Here is a 20,228-nt window from a genome sequence, read left to right on the forward strand (position 1 = left end):
CGAGCAGCACCCGAGAAGGGACCTCAGCGATGGACTTCAGGGACGACGCCAACCTCGATTCCTCACAGGTGGAGGACGTTGGCGGTAGTGGCGGCGGCGGGGGTGGCGGCGGGTTCCCGGGCGGCATGGTCATCGGCGGCGGCGGAATCGTCAGCCTGATCGTGCTCGTCATCGTCTTCGTCCTGAACAACCTGAACGGCGGAACCGACCAACCACCGCAACAGCGGCAGCCGTCCTCGAACCTGTCGCAGCAGTGCCGCACCGGCAAGGACGCCGACCAGTCGGAGAAATGCCGGGTCGTCGGCGTGGTCAACAGCATCCAGGACTACTGGAAGACCCAGATTTCCGACTATCGCCCGGCGAAGACCGTCCTGTACTCCGGCAGCCTGCGCACCGCCTGCGGCGCGGCCAGTTCGGCGGTCGGCCCCTTCTACTGCCCCGGCGACCAGCGCGTGTACCTGGACCTGAGCTTCTTCAACCAGTTGCAAAGCCAATTTGGCGCAAAAGGCGGCCCATTCGCACAGGCTTATGTAATCGCCCACGAGTACGGCCATCACGCCCAGGACCTCCTAGGCGAGCTCTCCCAGGGCAACTCGGTGGCGACGGAGTTGCAGGCCGACTGCTACGCGGGTGTGTGGGCCAAGCACGCCGTCGAGACCGGCTTCTACGAAAAGCCGTTCACCACCACGGAGATGGCCGAGGCGCTCGACGCGGCGGCGGCCGTCGGCGACGACCGGATCCAGCAGCGTACGCAGGGCAGGATCGACCCGGAGTCGTTCACGCACGGCAGCTCCGAGCAACGCGTCAGCGCCCTGAATCGCGGTTACAAGATCGGCGACCCGGCCAAATGCGCACAGGCCGATCTTGTATAACGGCGGCGCAGAACACGAGTAATCGGATTCTCTCCTAAAATCGTTGGGGTGATCTTTAAGCTTGTCGGTGACGGACGTCCTTATCCCGACCATGGTCTGACGCCCAGAGAGTGGGCGCAGATCCCCCCACGGCAGGTCCGGCTCGACTCGTTGATCACCACGAAGGCCATGCTGGACCTGCATTCCCTGCTCGCCGCCGACTCCACGTTCTACGGCGACCTCTTCCCGCACGTGGTGCAGTGGGAGGGCGAGCTCTACCTGGAGGACGGGTTGCACCGGGCGCTCCGGGCGGCCCTGCACCAGCGATCGATCCTGCACGCCCGAGTCCTGGAGATGCCCCGCTGACGGGCCCTGGAGAGTCCTGCTGGGAAAGAATTGTCGGACCCGTCCGGCAGGATGCCTCCATGGTCTCTTTTCAACTGGTGATCGACTGCGCCGACCCCGATCGGCTGGCGCGCTTCTGGGCCGACGGCTTGCGCTATGAGCTGGAGGAGCCGCCGGGCCACTTCGACACCTGGCGAGACTACTGGCAGAGCGTCGGCGTGCCGGATGAGGAGCTCGGCGACGGAGACTGCTCCGACAGCATCGTCGATCCGGAGGGCGGGGGCCCGCGGATCTGGTTCCAGCAGGTGCCTGAGGGCAAGGTGGTTAAAAACCGCTTCCACCTCGACATCAAGGTGGGCGGCAAGCGGGAGGAGGTCCCGCTGGCGATCCGCAGAGAGCGTGTGGACGCCGAGGTGGCGCGGCTGGTCAGCGCGGGCGCCTCCGTCGTACGCGTGCTCGCCGAGCCCGGAATGGACCACTACGCGGTGGCGATGACGGACCCGGAAGGCAACGAGTTCGACGTCGTCTGAGAGGTCGGCTGAGAGATCAGCTGAGGGGCCGTCTCAGGAGGTCGTCTCAGAGGGCGCCTGAGACGCCGTCCGGCTGAGAGTTGGTGCGATGGACGAGGCCATGGCCCGAGCGAAGTTCCTGGCAGCACGCAGCGCCAGGCTGGCCACCGTAGACGAGCAAGGGGCACCGCACCTGGTGCCCATCGTCTTCGCTGTGGACGGCGACATGATCGCCTTCGCTGTGGACGACAAACCAAAACGGACGACAGACCTCCGCAGACTTCGCAACATCGCGGGCGACAACCGGGTGTGCGTCCTGGTCGACCACTACGCCGACGACTGGCGGCGCCTGTGGTGGGCACGAGCCGACGGCACGGCCGCGCTCGTCGAAGACGACGTCACACGCGGCCAGTGGCTCGACCGGCTGGCCGCACGCTACGACCAATACGTGGCGCGACGCCCCACAGGTCCGGTGGTCGCGATCACCGTCGAGCGGTGGAGCGGCTGGGCCTACGACGAGTAGGAGGGACGTTGTCCGACAGCCGCCTTCGGCTCGGCGCCTGCCTGTCCTTGTCGGGCAAGTACGCCAGATTCGGCAGGCAGGCCGGACTCGCCCTGGACATCTGGCGGTCCACGACCGGCGCGGCAGACCTGCTCATCGAGGACGACGGCGGCGATCCCGACCGGCTGGCCGCCCTCCTCCCCAGGCTGTCGGCGGAGTGCGACCTCCTGCTCGGCCCCTACTCGACCATCCTCATGCGAAGAGCGGGAGCCGTCGCCACGGCCCTGGATCGCCTGATCTGGAACCACGGCGGATCGGGCGACGACGTGGAGACCGCCCACCCCGGCCACGTCGTGTCCGTGCCGACGCCGGCGAGCCGCTACGCGGAGCCCTTCGTCCGGCACCTCGCCGCCCGCGAGGATCCCCACCCGCTCCTGATCGTCCCCGGCAAGGGCCGTTTCGGCCGTCAGGTCGCCGACGGAGCCGAGCGCCTGGCGCGCGCCCTCGGGATACACACCATCCGCAGCCGCCCAAGCACACCGGAGGGCTACACCGGCTCGCTCGAAGAGAACTGGGACACCTTCCGCTCCGGCTCATTCGAGGAGGGCTGGGATCTCTTCTGCGCCGGTTCATTCGAGGAGGACGTGGAGACGGTCAACCGCGCCAAGTCCCTGCCGGCGCCCCCGCGGGCGGTGTGCGCAGTGGCAGCGGGCGTTCGCGAGTTCGGCCAGGCCGTCGACAACCCTCTGGGCGTCTACGGTGTCGGGCAGTGGTTTCCTGGCAGAGGCGGTCACGTCGCGCTGTCGTCCATCGCCGAGGACGACTTCCTGGTCGCCTACCGGGAGCGCACCGGTTCGCTCCCGGATTATCCAGCCGTACAGGCCGTCGCCGCTGCGATCATCGCGACGCACTGCGCCCGGCAAGCCGTCAGCACGGCCCGTGAGCCGCTGTGGTCCGCCGCCACGACGCTGGAGACCACCACCCTGTTCGGCACCTTCAAGGTGGATCCCCGCACGGGTGCCCAGATCGGGCACCAGACGGCACTCACCAGGTGGGGCGCCGAAGGCCCCGCCATCGTGACGTCAAGGCCCCGCCACCCCAAGGTCCCGCCATAACAGGGGCGCCGATGGCCCCGCCATCGTGACGTCAAGCTCCCGCCGTAGCGACGTCCTCGCTCGGCCTGGCCTCAGCCGAAAGTCAGCTTTGCGGGCGCTCACCCAGGGCCTCGGCCCAGCCCATGTCCTCGTACGTGACCTGCAGCGTCGGCGTCGATTGCCCTTGGTCGCGGAACTCGTGGGAGAGCAGCTCCGCCGTGTCGTCGTCCACGATCAGTCGAGACTCGCCCGCACCGTCCCCATTGCCCGCTGTGGTCCGCGCCAGGGCGACCCCTGCGCGTCCCAGCGAATCGGTGACCTCTCCCAGCGACTTGATCCCGGGCTGTTCGGCGAGCAGCCGGTAGAGGGCGGAGCGAGTCCCAGGGCTGATCGGACCGGCCAGCAGGTCCTGCGCCGCCGACCACACATAGTCGGTGAACTCCGGCTTGGCGGGCCACCAGTCGCTTTCGGACTCCTCGTCGAACAGCCGCCGCAACTGGCTCTCCAGCCTGTCCTTGCTGGTCGGCAGCTTGAGCAGTTGCCGGACCGTGAAGTTGTGGTTGCCGATCTGGAAGTGGAGTTCCATGTCGTAGTCGTTGGTCGACGGCTTCTCTTCGGCCAGGGCGGGCGAGCCCAGTCGCTTCCACTTCGCCTCGTCTCCCGAGGAAGCGAAGGTGACCTTCGGGTCCTGACCCGTCACGGTTCGGCTGGGCGCGCCTTTTTCGCTCGCGTACCAGCTGTCCTGGCTACTCGCCACGGTCGCCGAGAAGGGGGTCTTCTGCCGTTGCGGCTTCTTGAGTTTCTTCCCGAAATAATGCGCCGGCTGGGAGGTGCGTTGCCGGGTGTACCAGTAGGGGCCTGACGTGGCCGGCTCGCGGGCGGCGGTCTCGGCCGCGGCCAGCAGGACGGACCGGGCGTCCAGGGATTGCGTACGGGGAGAATGCGAAGAACGTGAACCGTCTCCGGAGAGCGGCGCACTGGCAATCGATGGCGGGCCTCCGGCCGGGACGACTCCACCGCTGCCCCAAACCACCACGATGGCTGCCGAGACAATGGCCGTTCCGGCGATGGCGCCCACCACGGCACGGGTCCGCCTGGCCCGGCGTCCCCGGCGTACCAGAGCCGACACCGGCGCGGGCGGGACCGGTTCACGCTGGGCGAGAGTCCGCAAGGCCTGTGCGAGCTCTTCATGCTCGTCGTTCATCGCGCTGCCTCCTGGTTGTCCCGCAGAGCAGTGCGCAGCCGCGCCATCGCTCTGGAGTGCTGACTCTTGACTGTGCCGACCGTGCAGCCGAGTGCCGCCGCGACCGCTTTCTCCGTCAGGTCCTCGTAGTGCCGGAGCACGACGATGGCGCGCTGCCTGCGCGGCAGGGTGAGCAGCGCGCGGCGTAAATCCTCGTGCGGCTCGTACGGCCCGGACCGAGGATCGGCGTGATCGGGCGGGTCGGCAGTGGGCAGTTCGCGTTGACGTCGCCGCCACCAGCTGACATTCCCGTTGACCAGCATGCGGCGCAGATAGGCATGCGGGTCGGTGGGACCTACGCGTCGCCATCGCACGTACAGCCGCACCAGGCAGTCCTGGAGCAGTTCCTCGGCCCGGTGGCGGTCGCCGGTGAGCAGGACGGCCACGGCCATGTGCCTGTTCCAGGCCGCCTCGGCGAAGGCGGCGTACGCGGCGTCTTCCGTTGGATCACTCACATGGCCTCAACGCGGAGGCACCGGAAAAAGGTTGGCAGAAGTGCGGGATTGTTTCCGCGTCCGCCTGGGACACACGTCAAATGGAGGGTGAGCAGTTTGGCAGGGTACCCAGCGTCATGTCCTCCGACAAGATGACATACTCCGTCACCCGCACCTGAGAGGAGCCGACGGTGGCCCTTGAGTGGACCGCGCTGTCCCCCGCCGACATGCCGGCGATCGCCGATCTCGCACGGCGGTGCGTGGCGCACGACGGCGGGCTCCAGGCGACCGCGTCCCCGCCCTTCCTGGAGCGCAGGTACGCCACGGGGACGGCGGTGGGCGCGTTCGCCGACGGCCGCCTGGTGGCCTGCGGGGCCGTGCGCCCCGTGGGCGACGCGTCAGCGGCGACCGGTCTGGTCGACCCGGGGCATCGGGGGCAAGGGCTGGGGTCGGGCCTGCTGGACCGGCTGATCGCGAAAGCGCGACCGGTCCGGCTGATCGGGGACGCGGGGCCGGTTCGGCTGATCGGGGAGCCGGGGCGGGTCCGGCTGGAGACCGAGTCGGTGACCCCGGAGGCCCACGCGCTGTTTCTCTCGCGCGGGCTCCGGCAGACGTTCGCCGAGGACGTCTACCGGCGTGACCTGAGCCGACCGCTGCCGCCGGAGCTGGAGCTGGAGCTGGAGCTGGAGGTCCAGGAATGGTCGCGGGACACCGAAGGGGCCTTCTACGAGGCCTACTCCGCGTCCTTCGCCGACCGTCCCGGCTTTCCCGGCTGGTCGCGGGAGGAGTGGGTGGACTGGCTGGTCGACGACGAGTTCCTGCCCGAGTGCTCGCTGGTGGCACGCGGAGCGGGCGGGGCCGCCGGCTTCGTGGCGTGCGCGGAAGGGTTCCTGATCCAGGTCGGCGCCGTGCCCGCGTGGCGGCGGCGGGGGCTCGCGCGGGCGCTGGCGGTCGCCGCGCTCGGCCGCATGCGTACGCGCGGCGCGACGGAGGTCTTCCTGGACGTCAACGTCAACAACCCGGCCTCGGCGGCGCTCTTCCGCGGCCTCGGATTCGAGGTGATCGCCCGCCGGGCCCGCTACGAATGACGGTCCCGCGTCAGCGGATCGGGAGGCGAATCTTCGGCACCGGCTGAGCGCGGCGGGCGGCCTCGGCCCGGAGCCGGCGCCTCAGCTGTTTGCCGTGGCGGAGAAAGGAGCGGGTCCGCAGGCGGCGGTCCTCGGGCAGGCTCCAGTCGGGCAGCGCGCGCTCGATCGCGACGCTGAGCCGGTCGTCGCCCTGGGCGGTGGCGGTGCCGAGCAGCACGACGTTCTCCTGCCATCGCATGCCGGGATCGTGCCGGTGGAAGGTCAGGCAGACCGGCCCCGGCACGGCCGCCACACCGGCCGGCAGGTCCAGCTCGTACCCGATCGAGGTAGGCGAGAAGGCACGTGCGGGCACGGACACGGGCCGGCCGTCCGCCACCGTCGACACGATCGGCCGGCCCAGGTCGCGGGCCCGGCGGGCGTACGGGCGCCAGTCGGCGGGCGGCGCGGAGCGGCCGGGCAGGCGGGGACCCGACGGAGCCGGGTCGGAGGCGGGGACCGTGGTGCCGGGCGGGCAGGTCCAGGTCAGCGGGTCGCGGGTCAGGTCGCCGCCGGGCCACCAGGTGATCCGCTCGGGGGTCACCTCGACGTAGATCCGCGCGAAATACCAGGTCAAGCGCTTGACCAGGAACCACGGCAGCCCCGCGAAGGCGTCCGGGATCTTGACCTGGGAGTCGCGGACGTACCGGTCGGTGTTGGCCTGCAGGTCGGCGTCGCGGACCGTGGCGCGGCCCTGCACCAGCACCACCGGATCGCCCTCGAACAGCAAGGCGACGCGGGGATCGCGGCGCGCTCGCTCGGCTTTGTCGGGATAGGTCAGGCCGGTGCTGACGTCGATCGTGCCGCGGGGGCCGGTGTACGGAGTGACGGGCCAGGTGATGGCCCGCCCGTCGCGGGTGAGCGAGGTGTAGGCGCACACCACGGAACTCCGGAACGTGGTGACGGGAAGCGTGATCGTCATGACCGCACACGCTAATGAGGAGGTCTTGGGCCCCACTTGAGGCCGATCTTCCAGACTCCCCCAAGAGCGAAGAGCCACGATGCCGGCATCCCTCCAAGATGAGAAGGAGTACGACCATGCGCACCGCCGCACACCCGAACCTGCCGCAGATCACGCTGCCCGGCCAGGCCGCCGCCGCGCCGGGGCCGCTCGACATGACCAACATGTACCTGGCGCACTACGGCTTCCGCCGCGACCTCGGCCATCTGATCACCGCGATCGGCCGGGTCCGCCTCGGCGACCGGCGGCGCGTCACCGCCCTGTGCGAGCACCACGCGTGGGTGCTGTTCGTGCTGCACCACCACCACACCGCCGAGGACGAGACGGTCTGGCCGCGGTTGCGGGAGCGGGCGCCGGAGGCGATCGGCACGATCGACGCGCTGGAGGCCGAGCACGAGGCCTGCGACCACTGGCTCCGCGAGAGCACCGAGGCCTTCCAGACGTTCGACGCCGGCCCGTCGGAGCAGGGGCGCGACCGGCTCATGGTCGCCCTGCGCGCGCTGGCCGACACCCTCGGGGCGCACCTGGCGCACGAGGAGACCGATGGGATCCCGCTGATGATGGCCCACATCATGCCGGAGGAGGACGCGGAAATGCACAAGACGCTCACGAAGCAGTACGGGCTCCGCAAGCTGATCATGCTGCTCGGCTGGATCACCTCTGAGCTGCCGGCCGACGTCGAGGCCCACGTGCGCAAGACCGCGCCCAGGCCGCTGCTGCTGCTCAGCACCCTGGTTGGGGGCCGATACCGGCGGCGCGCGTCCTATCTGTGGGGGTGACTCAGCTCCCGCTCCACGCTTTCGGCGTGCTCGGCATGCCGCCGCGCCGCCTCGGCGTCGCCCAGGGCCTCGGCCAGCTGCGCCAGCGACCGGCTGACCGGCCACATCAGCATGCTCAGTCCAGAGATCCCCATGCGGTCGGCGTACGGGGACGCCTCCTCGTACAGGTCGGCGCAGGCCTGCCGGTCGCCCAGCGCCGCCCAGATCTCGCAGCGGACGACCAGCCAGAACAAGTAGACGAACGTCCGTGGGATCGGCGATTGCCGCTCCCACGGCCCGAGCGCCTCACGCGCCTCCTCCAACCGGCCGCCGGCCACCAGGTAGTGGGCGTACCCGTCCAGGTTGAACTGGTCGAGCTGCTCGTGCGAGATGTTCAGCGGCGACTCCGCCGTATCCGCTGTCCCGCGGCGCAGGCGCATGAGCGCGATCTGGTACGTGGCGCCGGCCGTGGTCGACTCCGCACCCCACATCGAGGTCGCTCGCTGCTCGGCGTCGGTGGCCGCGAGCAGCGACTCGGCCGCCTCCAGGTCGCCGCGTTGGATGATGACGCCGAGCCGCAGCCAGTTCAGCATGATGCGCAGGTACGGCATGTGCGTACGGCCGATCAGCCGCTCCGCCTCGGCCAGCACGTCCAGAGCCTCCCGCACCCGGCACAGCTCCAGCAGCGTGCCGCCCTGGCAGGTGAGCCCGATCGTGCGCAGTTCGTCGTCGCCCGCCTCCAAACCGGCGCGGGCCATCTCCTCGCCCGCGTCCAGCCGCTGGTGCACCGAGTCCGGATCGAGCAGCGCGTAGTAGCGGGCGAACAGCACCCGGCCGAGCAGCGTCGCGTCGCTCTCCTGGCGGGCCAGCCGCGCCGCCTCGGCGCTCCACCGGTCCCGCTCCGCAGGGTCCCGCCCCGGCTGGTAGTACGCCTGAAGGGCCAAGCAAGCCAGCACCCGGGCCCGGGCCGACGGCTCCAGCCCTTTGTCGGCGGCCAGCTCCATCAGGTCCGCCAGCAGATCGGCGTCGTAGTCGCCGTAGACCTTCCAGGGCTGCAGGATGCGGCCGCCGTACCCGGTCGCGGCCTCGATCCAGCGCCGCCGGTCGCCCTCCTGCTTGGCCAGGCGGCGGATCCGCGTCAGCTCGGCCTCCTGTCCCGCCGAGTCGCCCGCCCCGAACCTGGCCTCGGCCAGCGCGAACAGCAGGTCCATCCGCTCGGCCGGGCCCAGCTCGGGGTCGTCCTCGGCCACGCGGTCGGCCCGCTCCAGCAGCTCGACGGCCACGTCGTACGCGCGCAGCCGTTTGGCCTCCTCGGCCGCCCGCCACGCCGCCCGCCAGGCACGCGCGATGTGGCCGGCGGGAATCGCCTGGAACCAGTGGTGCGCGGCGGTGGCCAACCGGTCGGAGGCCGAGCCGCCGGTACGTGACTCGATCGCGGCGGCCACGGCGGCGTGCAGCCGGGCCCGCCGCAGCACCGGCACCACCTCGGTGAGCGCCTCCTGCACCAGCGCGTGCACGAACCGGAACCGGCCGGGCCGCCCCTCCGCGACCAGGGCGGCGGCCATGGCCGGCTCCAGCCGGTCCAGCGCCGCGTCCAGGTCGAGCCCGGCGGCCTCGGCCACGATCGTCACGTCGAACTCCCGCCCGGCCACCGCCGCCACCCGCAACAACTCGGCGGACGGCTCGGGCAGCCGGTTCACCCGGCCGAGCACGACGTCCCGCACGCCCAGCGGCAGCGTGCCGCGGCCCGGTGATCCGGCTTCCAGGTAACGCGTCAGCTCCGTGACGAAGAACGGATTGCCGTTCGTGCGGTCTCTGAGCGCCCGGACGTCCGTGCCCGCCGGGGTCAGCTCGTCCAGTTCGGAAGCCGAAAGGCCGGACAGCGGCAGCCGCACCGCCTGCCGGCGCGAAAGCGCCTCGAACGCCTCGGCCAGCGCGCCCTCCGGCGGCGGCCAGTCGCGTGCCGTGCCCACCACGACCAGCCTGCCGTCCAGCACGTACCCGGCCAGGTAGCTCAGCAGCCGCAGCGAGGACCGGTCCGCCCAGTGCAGGTCGTCCAGCACCACCAGCACCGGCACCTGGCCCGCGGTCAGCGCCCGTGCCGCCGCCTCATAGGTACGAAACCTCGCGCCCTCGGGATCGGTCCCGGTCGCGGAGCCGACTCCGGGCAGGTTCGCGCGCACGTCGGCGGGCAGCGGCGGCAGCGTGTCGGCCAACCGCTCCAGCACCGTCACCCACGGCCAGAACGCCGGCGCGCCCTCCGTCGCCGCGCACCGCCCCACCGCGACCGTGAAACCCCGGGCACGGGCCCGGCTCACCAACGCCTCGGCCAGCCGCGTCTTGCCGATCCCCGGCTCCCCGGTGATCAGCGAGAACCCCGTGCGACCCGCCGCCGCCGCTTCCAGCAGCCCGTCCAGCGCGGCCAGCTCCTCCTCCCGGCCCGTGAGCCCCCGCTCGGCCACCCGCGGCTCAGGCGGCCGCGGCGGCCGGTGGGGGGACAGCGCGGGGGATTGGTCGAGAATGTCGCGTTCCAGCGCGCGCAGCTCCTCGCCCGGATCGATGCCGAGCTCCTCGGCCAGGATCCGGCGGACCGTGCGCAGCGTCTCCAGTGCCTCCCCTTGACGGCCGCTCCGGTAGAGCGCCAGCGCGCGCAGCGCCCACAGCCGTTCGCGCAGGGGGTGCTCGTAGGTCAGGGCCTCCAGCTCACCCAGCAACTCGCCGTGGCGGTCCTGCTGGATGACCGCGCTCACCCGCAGCTCGCGGGCCCGCTCCCGGGCCTCGCTGAGCCGCGCCCTGACAGCGGTCACATACTCCTGACCGTCCAGATCCTGGTACGGCTCACCGCGCCACAGCGCCAGCGCCTCGCCCGCCAACCGCTCCGCCTCGGCCGGCTCGGCCGCCTGCTCGGCCTGCCCGACCAGGCGCAGGAACCGCGTCGAATCCACCCGCTCCGGCTCGATCGCCAGCGTGTAGCCCACCGGCCCGAACATCAGCGACCGGCTCCGCGCCCTGGCCCGGCGTCCGGGCTCCAGCAGGCGGCGCAGGTTGGACACGTACGAGTGCAGCGACGCCATCGCCTCGGCCGGCGACTCCTCGCCCCACAACCGGTCGATCAGCGCCGCCGGGGCCACCGGCCGGCCCTCCGCCAGCACCAGCACGCTCACCAGCGCCCGCAGCTTCAGCGAGGTGATCTGACACAGCCGCCCGTCGTCACCGACGACCTCCAGCGGGCCCAGCACACGGATGTCCACAGCGCTACCACCCTCATGAAATCGCCTGATCTTACGACAAAGAGGAAGGCGGGCGGTCAGCCTGGCGGGGCCCGGTCTTGGGGTAGTCCTCTCAGCCGCCTGTGGCGTCCTTGCACAGCAAAAGGCCCCTGACCCGGTCAGACAGGTCAGAGGCCCAATAGGTGGCGGTGGTGGTGGGATTTGAACCCACGGATGAGTTGCCCCATCACACGCTTTCGAGGCGTGCGCCCTCGGCCACTAGGCGACACCACCGTCGACGAGCTTACCGGATCCGCCGAGTGCCGAAGAACTCCTTTAGTACCGCGGCGCATTCCTCACCCAGCACCCCCATAACGACCTCGGGGCGGTGGTTGAGCCTGCGGTCGCGGACCACGTCCCACAGTGACCCCACGGCCCCGGCCTTCTCGTCGACGGCCCCGTACACGATGCGGTCGACCCGGGCCAGCACCGCGGCCCCCGCGCACATCGTGCACGGCTCCAGCGTGACCACGAGCGTGCAGCCGCTCAGCCGCCACCCCCCTAGCGACCGGGCGGCCTGCTGGAGCGCCAGCACCTCCGCGTGGGCGGTCGGATCGGCGGAAGACTCGCGGGAGTTGCCGGCGGACGCGAGCACCTCGCCCCCCGGACCGAGCACGACCGCGCCGACGGGGACCTCGCCCCGGGCGCCGGCCGCGGCGGCCTCGGACAGGGCCAGGCGCATCGCGTCGGCGTGGTTCACCGCAACCGGTCGAGCTCGTCGGCGAAGGACAGCCGCTCGGCGATCACCGAGAGGATGTCGGCCGGCAGCACGCCTTCTTCCATGCTCAGCTCCAGCAGCTCTTCCGAGCCCACGCCCAGGTCGCTGAGCAGGTCGAAGTCGCCGGACGGCTTGACGCCCAGCCCGTTGCCGTCCTTGTCGGGCGCCACCCCGGCGAACTCCGCGAACAGCTCGCCGAGTGTGTCCGACATGATGGCGTGCGCGTCGGAGAGGAACACCCGCGGCTCGTCGTCACCGCGGTAGCGGACGATGGCGAACCACTCGTCCTCCACCTCGACGCAGAGCAGGGCGAGCTCGTCGCCGGACAGGCCGAGGGCCTCGGTCACCGCGTCGCCGAAGTCGTCGACGATCTCGGCGTCACCGAGATCGACCTCGGCGCCGCTCCAACCGCCGGAGATCTTGACGAAGGCCGCAGAGAAGGTGTTGGACGCCATGTCCGTGCTCCAGGGGTCAGCCGAAGACCGATTCGATGGCCCGCTCGAACGGCTCGGAGAAGCCGAGTCGCGCGGCGATGCTGGAGAGTACGTCTTCCGGGAGGAGTTCGATGTCGCCGGAGAGTATGCCCAGCTCCATCTCGTCGAGTCCCAGATCCGCGAAGATGGACAGATCGCCGGCCGGGAGCACCGTGTCCTCGTCCTGGAGGATCTCGTCGAGCTCCTCCTCGTCGGGGATCGGCACGTCGAGGTAGTCGAGGACCTGCTCGGCCAACGGGAAGTCCCAGGAGGCGGCGATGTCGGACAGGAAGACATCCACGCGATCACCCAGGACGCGCAGCGCCACGAAGAACTCGTCGCCCACGGCGACCAGGCCGATCGTGCCGCTCTCGCTCGGCTGCTGGCGCAGCGCCTTGATCAGCCCATGCAGATCGGACGTCAGCGCGACCGGCAGCAGGCCGGCGTCCCAGCACTCGTCCTCGCGATAGACCACGATGGCGAAGTCGAGCGCATCTTCTTCTGTCATCGTCCACCCCACGACGTGGTCACTACGGGATCCAATCGTTCCAGACCCGGCCACCCCCCGTGGGCTGCTCCGACCAAATTGTGATCAAAACCCATGACGCGACGTGCCGGTTCGTTGCACACAAGATAGCGTTGTCCCTTATGGAAACCCTCGTCGTCGACCATCCTCTCGTAGCGCACAAGCTCACCACGCTGCGCGATGTCCGGACGGACTCGCCGACGTTCCGCCGGCTCGCTGACGAGCTGGTGACGCTGCTGGCGTACGAGGCGACGCGTGATGTGCGGGTCGTGGACGTGAGCGTGCGGACCCCGGTCGCCGAGGCCCATGGAGTGCGGCTGGCCAAGCCCTATCCGCTGGTCGTGCCGATCCTGCGGGCGGGTCTGGGCATGCTCGACGGCATGACCAGGCTGCTGCCCACGGCCGAGGTCGGTTTCCTGGGCATGATCCGCAACGAGTCGACGCTGCAGGCCGAGACCTACGCCACCCGGCTGCCCGACGACCTTTCCGGGCGCCAGTGCTACGTGGTCGACCCCATGCTGGCCACCGGCGGCACGCTGGCCGCGGCCGTGCGGTTCCTGTTCGACCGCGGTGCGGTGGACGTCACGGCGATCTGCCTGCTCGCGGCGCCCGAAGGGCTGGCGTACATGGACAAGGTGTTCGCCAACTCCGGCAAGCCGATCCGCGTCGTGACCGCCGCCCTCGACGAGCGGCTGAACGAGAACGGTTACATCGTTCCAGGTCTGGGTGACGCCGGAGATCGTTTGTACGGGGTGGTCTGACTCGTCACGCTGCGCACTCACTTCGTTACATACTGTTGTCTCGTGGGTATGAGGTGAGAGGAAGGCAACTTCCGCACGCGCGTGGGGGGAGCAGCGATGAGCGTTTTTCCGGCTACCGAGGTGTTGTCGTGAGCGACCACACCGAGGCGGAGCCAAGTCCGTACGCGGACGTGGAGACGGCACTCCGCGAGGAGTTCGTCGGCATCCACTCCGCGATCACCGTAACGCGCTGCGTCGAAGCGGCGCACTACGGCGCGCTGGAGGTCACGGGCTACGCCCATCCGAGTCTCGTCGAGCGGATCGCGCGCAAGCACCTTCACGTCCTGGCTCTCGTGGCCAGCGAACGCGGCTAAGCAAGATCAAAACTATCCCGTCAAGTTACCTTTACCCCGGCATTGGGGTGGGTAATGTAGAGAGCGGGTGGAGTAGGTAAGTGGTACGGAGGCGACAGTGCAGGTCAAAAAGGTCCTCACATACGGTGGTATGGCTTTTGTGGCGTACTACCTGTTCGCGCGACCAACCGATGCCGCTGACGCGGTCAGAGGAGTGTTCGACAACGTGATCAACGCGGCCGACTCACTGGCCCAATTTGTGAACAACCTCGCATGAGACTTGTGACCCACGGGGACTCTGCTCCGGCGTCGGTCAACCGCTACCTTCTCCCCCACGAACAACAGGTCATCATGGTACGGCGTCACCCAGCCGTGCTGCTTCGCCCGGTCGCCGAAGTCTTCGGCGGCCTCATCATCGCCGGGTTGCTCAGCAAGATTTTCGGCGGCGAGGGGAGCAGCACGGCCCTCGTCGTCGTCTGGTGGCTCTGGCTTCTGCTCTTGATCCGTTTTGTTTGGAAAGTCGCGGAGTGGTCGGTCGACTACTTTGTGGTTACCTCAAAGCGGATGTTGCTCACCACGGGCCTCATCACGCGCAAAGTCGCGATGATGCCGTTGGGCAAGGTCACCGACATGAGCTTCCAAAGATCTCTCCTTGGGCGCATGCTCGGTTACGGTGAGTTCATCCTTGAATCCGCAGGTCAGGATCAGGCACTGTCAACAGTCGAGTACATTCCGTATCCGGAGACTCTGTACCTCGAAGTGTGCCAGATGCTTTTCCCCAGCAAGGACGACAGCGACGATTAATCCTGCCGTGGGGAATTCTTCACGTGGGGATACCCGATTGCGCCACTTCATGCAATCATTGCGGAGTGTTGACCCTTCCCCGCCTTGAGAGATGAGATGCCGAGTCAGGGAACCATCGGTGACCGCGTCCGAGGACTGCGGCTAAACAGGCGGATGTCACAGGCCCAACTGGCCGGACCCGACCTGTCTGACAGTTATGTCTCGCTCATCGAGTCGGGCAAGCGGACTCCGACTCCGGTTGTAGCAAGACTCCTGGCCGAGCGCCTGGGGTGCACCACCGAGTTCCTCCTGCATGGGATCGAGCCTCGGCAGCGCATCGATACCGAGCTCGGTCTGCGCCACGCTGAGCTGGAGCTACAGCATGGCGACCCCGTTCTCGCGGCCGACCGCTTCACGGAGATCGTGAAGGCGGCCGACGAGGAAAACGCACTGCTGACCGCGCACGCCCGCCTCGGCAGGGCCCGCGCACTCGAAGCGCAAGGACGACTCGGCCAGGCGGTCGAGGCGTTCGAGCGGCTGCGCAGGGAGGCGGCGGCCCATCCTGAGCGGCTGGCCGACCTGCCGCTCACCGTCGCGCTGAGCCGCTGCTACCAGCGGGCGGGCGACCGCCTGCGGGCCCGCGACCTGGCCACGTACGCGCTGGAGCAGGCGGAGCGGCTGGCGGTCACACAAGGCGAGATCGCCATCGACCTGGCCGCCGCGCTGGTAGAGGTGCGCAGCGGACACGAGGGCGACTCTCCCGAGCTCGGATTCGTCCGGCGGGTGCTCGACGCCGGCGGCGTACCTGAGATTGTGGACCGTTCCGCTGAGATCCACGCCCTCTGGCAGGCCAGTGTGGCCGCGGCCGGTGGCGAGGACTCCGCGCTGGCCGTACGCCTGGCCGACGACGCGATCATGGCGGGCCGACCCGCCAGGCTCACGCTGCAGCTGGCCCGCGTGGCCATGCACTGGGCCAGGCTCGACTCCGCGCCGATCGCCGAAGCAGACCGGTGGGCCGAAGCGGCGACTCGTGTGTTCGCGAGCACCGCGGGCAGCACGCAGGAGCACGGCGAGAGCCTCATCGCGCACGCCAGGGTCAAGCTGCGGGCGCGAGACGCCGTGCGAGCGGGCGAGCTGGCCACCTCGGCGCTCGACCTGGTGCACGACGCCCCGGGCACGGCACCGGCCGAGGCCCACCTCGTGCTCGCCACCGTCGCGCTCGCCCTGGACGCCGACGCGTCGAGGTCTCTCGGCGAGGCCCGGCAGCTGCTCGAGACGCTCAACCGCCCAGTGTTCGGCTCCGACAGGCAGGCCGCACGTTGCTGGCGGGAGCTGGGCGACCTCTACGGCAGCTCCGGGGACAAGGCCCAGCAGACCAGCGCCTATCGCAGGGCGTTGGAGGCCGCCGGAGTCCATTCCGCACTGGCAGGGGTGAAGATCGACGTTTCAGTAAATCGCTGACCCTCCGGGAGCTCCAGATTTGGTTTTTGAGTCTGGAATAATTAGGGTCTACCAGTCATTGACTCATGGGATGACTGGCACCCCCGGAGGAGGCGGACTGTGAGTCTGCGTACGGCTCAGCGAGCTTCGCTCGTCGACCAGGTGATCGATCAGCTCAAGGAGCAGATCACCTCAGGGTTGTGGCAGATGAACGGCAAGATCCCAACTGAGACGGTGCTCGCGGAGCAGCTCGGAGTGGGACGCAACACCGTTCGCGAAGCCGTACGCGCGCTTACACACGCCGGGCTGCTGGAGTGCCGCCAGGGTGACGGGACCTATGTCCGCGCCACCAGCGAGCTCTCCGGCGCCATGCTGAGGCGCCTGCGCCAGGCCGAGCAGCTGGAGATCCTCGAGGTGCGCCGCGCACTGGAGGTCGAATCTGCTCGCCTGGCCGCCACCAGGCGCACCGACGAGGACATCCTGCGCATCGAGGCCGCTCTGGCCGAGCGCGACCGCGCCTGGGAGCTGGACGACCCGGACGCCTTCGTCGAGGCGGACCTGGCCTTCCACATGTCCGTGGCGCACGCCACGCACAACCTCGTGCTGATCGACCTCTATGAGGACTTCTCGGCGGCGCTGCGGGCCAGCATCACGGCCGCGGGCACGTCGCTGAACAAGAGCTACATCCCGCACGACGCCATCGCGCGCGCCATCTCCTCGGGCGACGCCACCGCCGCCGAGCGCGCCGGGCATGCCTGCATGGAGCACATTCTCATCGCGCTCACCGAGGGCGAATAACCCTCACCCGAGGCGGAGCGACATCACCAAGTAGCGGAAGCTGGGCTGCCCGTCGCCAGGAACGTCCTGGATCAGGGCGGCTCTCGTCGGTGACTCCATGTTGAGGCGGGCCAGGTCGGTCTCTATGCCGGTCAGGCCGTCGAGGAGGAACTGCGACTGGAAGGCGATCTGGATGTCGTCGCCGCGCAGCTCGCACTCGACCACCTCGGAGCCGCGGCCGATGTCGCCGCCGCCGGCCTGGATGCGCACGTGGCCCTGGCTGAACGACAGCCGGATAGCGGTGTTGCGCTCGGCCACCAGCGCCACCCGCTTGATGGCGTTGACGAACGCCGTCACCGGCAAGTCGGCCCTGATCGACCAGTCGGCGGTCAGCCTGGCGCGGTAGTCGATGAACTGCTCGTCGAGCAGGCGGACCGTGGTGCTGCGGCCGACGCTCTCGAAGCCCGCCACGCCGTCGCCCAGCGCCACCGCCACCTCGCCGCCGCGCAGCGTCTTGGCCACGTCGACCAGCACACGGGCGGGCACCATGGCCGACACCGCGACGTCGGGCGTGGCCGGGCGCCAGGTGAGGTCGCGGGCCGCGATGCGGTAGCGGTCGGTGGCCGCCATCGTGACCGACTCGCCCTCGATGTCGACCCTGATGCCCGTGAGCATCGGCAGCGTGTCGTCGCGGCTGGAGGCGGGCGCGACCTGGCCAACGGCCGAGGCGAAGACGCCGCCACCGATGGCGCCGATGCTCGGCGGCATCGTGGGCATGGTCGGGAAGTCCTCGACAGGCATCGTGATCAGGCCGAACTCGGCGCTGCCACAGGTCAGGACCGCCTCCTGCCCCTCGGTGACGATCTCGACGTCCTCGGCGGGCAGGCTGCGGCTGATCTCCGCCAGCAGGCGGCCGGGGATGAGCACCTGGCCCTGCTCGGCCACGTCGGCCTCGATCCTGGCCTGAGCCGAGACGTCGTAGTCGAACGCGGACAGGCTCAGCTCCTCATCGGCGCCCAGCAGCAGGCCCGAGAGCACGGGCACCACAGGGCGGCTGGGCAGCACCCTGGCGGCCCATGCCACCGCGTCTGCCAGAACATCGCGGTTTACCCGGATTTTCACCTGACCCACCCTTTCGTGTTGCTGCCTCCTATGAAAGGTAGCCGGTGTCACCGACAATGCGGCTATCTGCTGTTGAGGTAGGCGAGCACCGCCAGGACCCGGCGATTGTCGTCGTCAGAAGGGGCCAGACCCAGCTTGGCGAAGATGCCGGCCGTGTGCTTGGCCACCGCGCTCTCGCTGAGGTAGAGCCGCTGGGAGATGGCGGCGTTGGAGCGTCCTTCGGCCATCGCCTCCAGCACCTCGCGCTCGCGTGGCGTGAGTGCGGCCAGTGGCTCGTTCCTGGCGTTGCTGGCCAGGAGCTTGGCGATCACGTCTGGGTCCATCGCGGTGCCGCCTTGGGCGACCCGGCGTACGGCGTCGATGAACTGCTCGGCGTTGAACACCCGATCCTTGAGCAGGTAGCCGATCGCGCCGGACCCGTCCGCGAGCAGCTCGCGCGCGTACAGCTGCTCGACGTGCTGCGACAGCACCAGGATCGGCAACCCGGGCACCTGCTGACGGGCTGCCAGGGCGGCCTGCAGACCTTCGTCGGTGAAGGTGGGCGGCAACCGTACGTCCACGATCGAGACGTCGGGCCGCAGCTCGATCAGCCCTTTGAGCAGCTCGGGACCGCTCTCCACGGCGGCCACGACCGTGAAGCCGTGCGCCTGGAGCAGGTGGACCAGGCCGTCTCTGAGCAGATAGAGGTCTTCGGCGACGAGAACGCGGTTCATCTGCTGAACCATAGACGGCGCGGTGTCGCCTCCGCCCACCAGCGCTGTTTGTTGTGGCAGGCCGGAATCAGGGTGGCCGTCACGTACATGGCACAGCCAAGCGCGATCATGAAAAGGATGACCGGCCACTGCCACGGCTCGGGCATGTACAGCGCGAGGAACCAGGCCTTCTCCGGGATGCCGAAGACCTTGAAGATGCCCGCCACGATGCCCTGCGGGAACAGCGGACACCAGGAGGTCAGCCAGAGCGCGACCACCACGGCGGCCTTCCAGCGCGGCAGCTTGGGCAGGCTGCCCGCCCAGTGGTTCGGCAGGACCTTGGGCATGCTCATGGTCACCGTGGTCGGTCCGCCGGGCGGGCTGTGCACCGCGAGCACCCCGTCGAAGGCCGCCAGCCGCCGCTCTATGCCCATGAGGCCGCTGCCCTTGCCGGGGTCGGCGCCGCCCATGCCGTCGTCGATCACGGAGATCCGCAGGTCGGAGCCGTTACCGCTGATGTCGACAGTGGCCGTGGCGGCCCCGCCGTGCCGGGCCGCGTTGGACAGCAGCTCGCTGACCGCGAAGTAGGCGGCGGCCTCCACCGGCGGCTCCGGGCGGTGCGGCAGGTCGACGTCCACACTCACCCGGAGCGGGCTGTCGATGGCCAGGGCGCGCACGGCGTCGGCGAGCCCGCGCTCGGCCAGCACCGGCGGGTGGATGCCGCGGATGACGGTACGCAGCTCGGTCAGCGTTTCCGAGGACGCCTCCTTGGCCTTGGACAGCAGCGCCTTGGCCGCGGCCGGGTCGGTGTCGACGAGCTGCTCGACGGCGCCGAGCGTCATGCCGATCGCCACCAGCCGCGCCTGCGTGCCGTCATGCAGGTCCCGCTCGATCCTGCGCATCTCGGCGGACTGGGTGTCGGCCGCCAGGTTGCGTACCCGCTGAAGGTGGCTGACCTGCCCCGCCAGGCGGCTCGCCGCGGTCGGGGCCAGCACCAGCTCGCACCACATGCCGTAGACGCGCAGCCCGCGGTCGGGCAGCAGCAGGAGCAGGGGCAGCAGGCCCAGCTTGACCACGGGGTCCAGGACCAGCCAGGCGCAGTCGCGCCAGGTCGCCGGGTCGGTGATCAGCCACTTCCACCGGTCGTTCCAGGCCGGCACCCGCGGCGACTTGTAGAGCGTGCGGTTCGAGCGGTACATCCCGTCGGCCTGCCGCATCGGGGGCGGCGGCTTGGGCAGGTACGGCGAGTCGATCCGGACCTCTAACCACTCCCCGACCAGCCGTCTCCTGTGCTCCGCCACCCGCCTGACCAGCCGCACCTGCGCTGGGAGGAGAGGGACCACGCCGAGGCCGAAGGTCAGGACGAGCAGGCCGAAGGAGACGGCGGCGGCGGGCACCTCGACGAGGATCAGCGCCAGCAGCCCCGCGACCTGGGCGTACCTTCTCAGCATGCTCCCAGTGTGCGCGATCTGGAGGATCCCGCATATTGCACCTAGATACACCTTTGCCGGGTA

The 20,228-nt window shown here is 69.7% G+C and carries 23 protein-coding genes and 1 tRNA gene; 13 read left to right on the forward strand and 11 right to left on the reverse strand.

Going from position 1 to position 20,228, the window contains the following annotated elements; translation table 11 throughout:
* Positions 1-29: 29 nt before the first annotated feature.
* From ypfJ to ACQP2T_RS62935, 5 genes are all read left to right on the forward strand, one after another.
* Entirely contained in the window at positions 30-872 is an 843-nt protein-coding gene (gene ypfJ, locus ACQP2T_RS62915; protein ID WP_433514083.1) for a KPN_02809 family neutral zinc metallopeptidase, read from the forward strand.
* 48 nt (positions 873-920) lie between these two features.
* A complete protein-coding gene (locus ACQP2T_RS62920) occupies positions 921-1,217 on the forward strand; it encodes a type II toxin-antitoxin system VapB family antitoxin (protein ID WP_357937951.1) in 297 nt (98 codons plus the stop codon).
* A gap of 59 nt (positions 1,218-1,276) precedes the next feature.
* Complete coding sequence (locus ACQP2T_RS62925; protein WP_433514084.1) at positions 1,277-1,726, forward strand: VOC family protein; 450 nt, start codon at positions 1,277-1,279, stop codon at positions 1,724-1,726.
* Between the two features lie 88 nt (positions 1,727-1,814).
* Positions 1,815-2,228: a TIGR03668 family PPOX class F420-dependent oxidoreductase gene (locus ACQP2T_RS62930; RefSeq protein ID WP_433514085.1), complete on the forward strand. Its 414-nt coding sequence runs from the start codon at positions 1,815-1,817 to the stop codon at positions 2,226-2,228.
* Positions 2,229-2,236: 8 nt separating this feature from the next.
* Entirely contained in the window at positions 2,237-3,322 is a 1,086-nt protein-coding gene (locus ACQP2T_RS62935; RefSeq protein ID WP_433514086.1) for an ABC transporter substrate-binding protein, read from the forward strand.
* 82 nt (positions 3,323-3,404) lie between these two features.
* Here the strand turns inward: ACQP2T_RS62935 and ACQP2T_RS62940 are convergent, their stop codons facing one another.
* Together ACQP2T_RS62940 and ACQP2T_RS62945 are read right to left on the reverse strand one after the other, a co-directional pair.
* Positions 3,405-4,505 carry a CU044_5270 family protein gene (locus ACQP2T_RS62940; RefSeq protein WP_433514087.1) on the reverse strand — a complete coding sequence of 367 codons (1,101 nt, stop codon included), beginning with the start codon at positions 4,503-4,505 and terminating at the stop codon, positions 3,405-3,407.
* Positions 4,502-4,999 carry a SigE family RNA polymerase sigma factor gene (locus ACQP2T_RS62945; protein ID WP_433514088.1) on the reverse strand — a complete coding sequence of 166 codons (498 nt, stop codon included), beginning with the start codon at positions 4,997-4,999 and terminating at the stop codon, positions 4,502-4,504. The genes ACQP2T_RS62940 and ACQP2T_RS62945 overlap by 4 nt, the downstream gene beginning before the upstream one ends.
* 170 nt (positions 5,000-5,169) lie before the next feature.
* Between ACQP2T_RS62945 and ACQP2T_RS62950 the strand changes: the two genes are divergently transcribed.
* Positions 5,170-6,066 (forward strand): GNAT family N-acetyltransferase, encoded by an 897-nt coding sequence (locus tag ACQP2T_RS62950; RefSeq protein WP_433514089.1) that lies wholly within the window; start codon positions 5,170-5,172, stop codon positions 6,064-6,066.
* Between the two features lie 10 nt (positions 6,067-6,076).
* On the opposite strand, the gene ACQP2T_RS62955 is transcribed toward ACQP2T_RS62950, so the two are convergent.
* Positions 6,077-7,024 carry a hypothetical protein gene (locus tag ACQP2T_RS62955; protein WP_433514090.1) on the reverse strand — a complete coding sequence of 316 codons (948 nt, stop codon included), beginning with the start codon at positions 7,022-7,024 and terminating at the stop codon, positions 6,077-6,079.
* A 116-nt stretch (positions 7,025-7,140) separates the two neighbouring features.
* Here ACQP2T_RS62955 and ACQP2T_RS62960 point away from each other — a divergent pair, with 116 nt between their 5' ends.
* Positions 7,141-7,842 carry a hemerythrin domain-containing protein gene (locus ACQP2T_RS62960; protein WP_433514091.1) on the forward strand — a complete coding sequence of 234 codons (702 nt, stop codon included), beginning with the start codon at positions 7,141-7,143 and terminating at the stop codon, positions 7,840-7,842.
* Here ACQP2T_RS62960 and ACQP2T_RS62965 read toward each other — a convergent pair.
* From ACQP2T_RS62965 to ACQP2T_RS62985, 5 genes are all read right to left on the reverse strand, one after another.
* A complete protein-coding gene (locus tag ACQP2T_RS62965; RefSeq protein WP_433514092.1) occupies positions 7,827-11,072 on the reverse strand; it encodes a BTAD domain-containing putative transcriptional regulator in 3,246 nt (1,081 codons plus the stop codon). The two genes, ACQP2T_RS62960 and ACQP2T_RS62965, sit on opposite strands and share 16 nt — an antisense overlap.
* Before the next feature lie 162 nt (positions 11,073-11,234).
* Positions 11,235-11,324, reverse strand: a tRNA-Ser gene (locus ACQP2T_RS62970).
* A gap of 10 nt (positions 11,325-11,334) precedes the next feature.
* Positions 11,335-11,772, reverse strand: coding sequence for a tRNA adenosine(34) deaminase TadA (tadA, locus tag ACQP2T_RS62975; RefSeq protein ID WP_433520001.1), 438 nt, complete (start codon positions 11,770-11,772; stop codon positions 11,335-11,337).
* A gap of 14 nt (positions 11,773-11,786) precedes the next feature.
* Complete coding sequence (locus ACQP2T_RS62980; RefSeq protein WP_393474211.1) at positions 11,787-12,263, reverse strand: tRNA adenosine deaminase-associated protein; 477 nt, start codon at positions 12,261-12,263, stop codon at positions 11,787-11,789.
* A gap of 16 nt (positions 12,264-12,279) precedes the next feature.
* Positions 12,280-12,789 carry a tRNA adenosine deaminase-associated protein gene (locus tag ACQP2T_RS62985; RefSeq protein ID WP_357655246.1) on the reverse strand — a complete coding sequence of 170 codons (510 nt, stop codon included), beginning with the start codon at positions 12,787-12,789 and terminating at the stop codon, positions 12,280-12,282.
* Between the two features lie 140 nt (positions 12,790-12,929).
* Here ACQP2T_RS62985 and upp point away from each other — a divergent pair, with 140 nt between their 5' ends.
* From upp to ACQP2T_RS63015, 6 genes are all read left to right on the forward strand, one after another.
* Complete coding sequence (gene upp, locus ACQP2T_RS62990) at positions 12,930-13,568, forward strand: uracil phosphoribosyltransferase (RefSeq protein WP_358534429.1); 639 nt, start codon at positions 12,930-12,932, stop codon at positions 13,566-13,568.
* A 128-nt stretch (positions 13,569-13,696) separates the two neighbouring features.
* On the forward strand, positions 13,697-13,921 hold the full coding sequence (locus ACQP2T_RS62995) for a hypothetical protein (protein ID WP_225300976.1): 225 nt from the start codon (positions 13,697-13,699) through the stop codon (positions 13,919-13,921).
* A 97-nt stretch (positions 13,922-14,018) separates the two neighbouring features.
* Positions 14,019-14,177: a hypothetical protein gene (locus ACQP2T_RS63000; protein WP_225300975.1), complete on the forward strand. Its 159-nt coding sequence runs from the start codon at positions 14,019-14,021 to the stop codon at positions 14,175-14,177.
* Complete coding sequence (locus tag ACQP2T_RS63005) at positions 14,174-14,704, forward strand: PH domain-containing protein (RefSeq protein WP_225300974.1); 531 nt, start codon at positions 14,174-14,176, stop codon at positions 14,702-14,704. Before ACQP2T_RS63000 ends, ACQP2T_RS63005 begins: the two co-directional genes overlap by 4 nt.
* A 153-nt stretch (positions 14,705-14,857) precedes the next feature.
* Positions 14,858-16,144, forward strand: coding sequence for a helix-turn-helix domain-containing protein (locus ACQP2T_RS63010; protein WP_433514093.1), 1,287 nt, complete (start codon positions 14,858-14,860; stop codon positions 16,142-16,144).
* Between the two features lie 99 nt (positions 16,145-16,243).
* Positions 16,244-16,921: a FadR/GntR family transcriptional regulator gene (locus ACQP2T_RS63015; RefSeq protein WP_225300972.1), complete on the forward strand. Its 678-nt coding sequence runs from the start codon at positions 16,244-16,246 to the stop codon at positions 16,919-16,921.
* Positions 16,922-16,924: 3 nt separating this feature from the next.
* On the opposite strand, the gene dnaN is transcribed toward ACQP2T_RS63015, so the two are convergent.
* The 3 genes from dnaN to ACQP2T_RS63030 form a co-directional block, all read right to left on the reverse strand.
* Complete coding sequence (gene dnaN / locus ACQP2T_RS63020; protein ID WP_433514094.1) at positions 16,925-18,022, reverse strand: DNA polymerase III subunit beta; 1,098 nt, start codon at positions 18,020-18,022, stop codon at positions 16,925-16,927.
* Positions 18,023-18,084: 62 nt separating this feature from the next.
* Positions 18,085-18,735 (reverse strand): response regulator, encoded by a 651-nt coding sequence (locus ACQP2T_RS63025; protein WP_225300970.1) that lies wholly within the window; start codon positions 18,733-18,735, stop codon positions 18,085-18,087.
* Positions 18,732-20,165, reverse strand: a complete 1,434-nt coding sequence (locus tag ACQP2T_RS63030; protein ID WP_433514095.1) for a histidine kinase — start codon at positions 20,163-20,165, stop codon at positions 18,732-18,734. Before ACQP2T_RS63030 ends, ACQP2T_RS63025 begins: the two co-directional genes overlap by 4 nt.
* Positions 20,166-20,228: the final 63 nt, after the last annotated feature.

The sequence above is a fragment of the Nonomuraea sp. CA-143628 genome, assembly GCF_050942315.1.
Lineage (GTDB): Bacteria > Actinomycetota > Actinomycetes > Streptosporangiales > Streptosporangiaceae > Nonomuraea.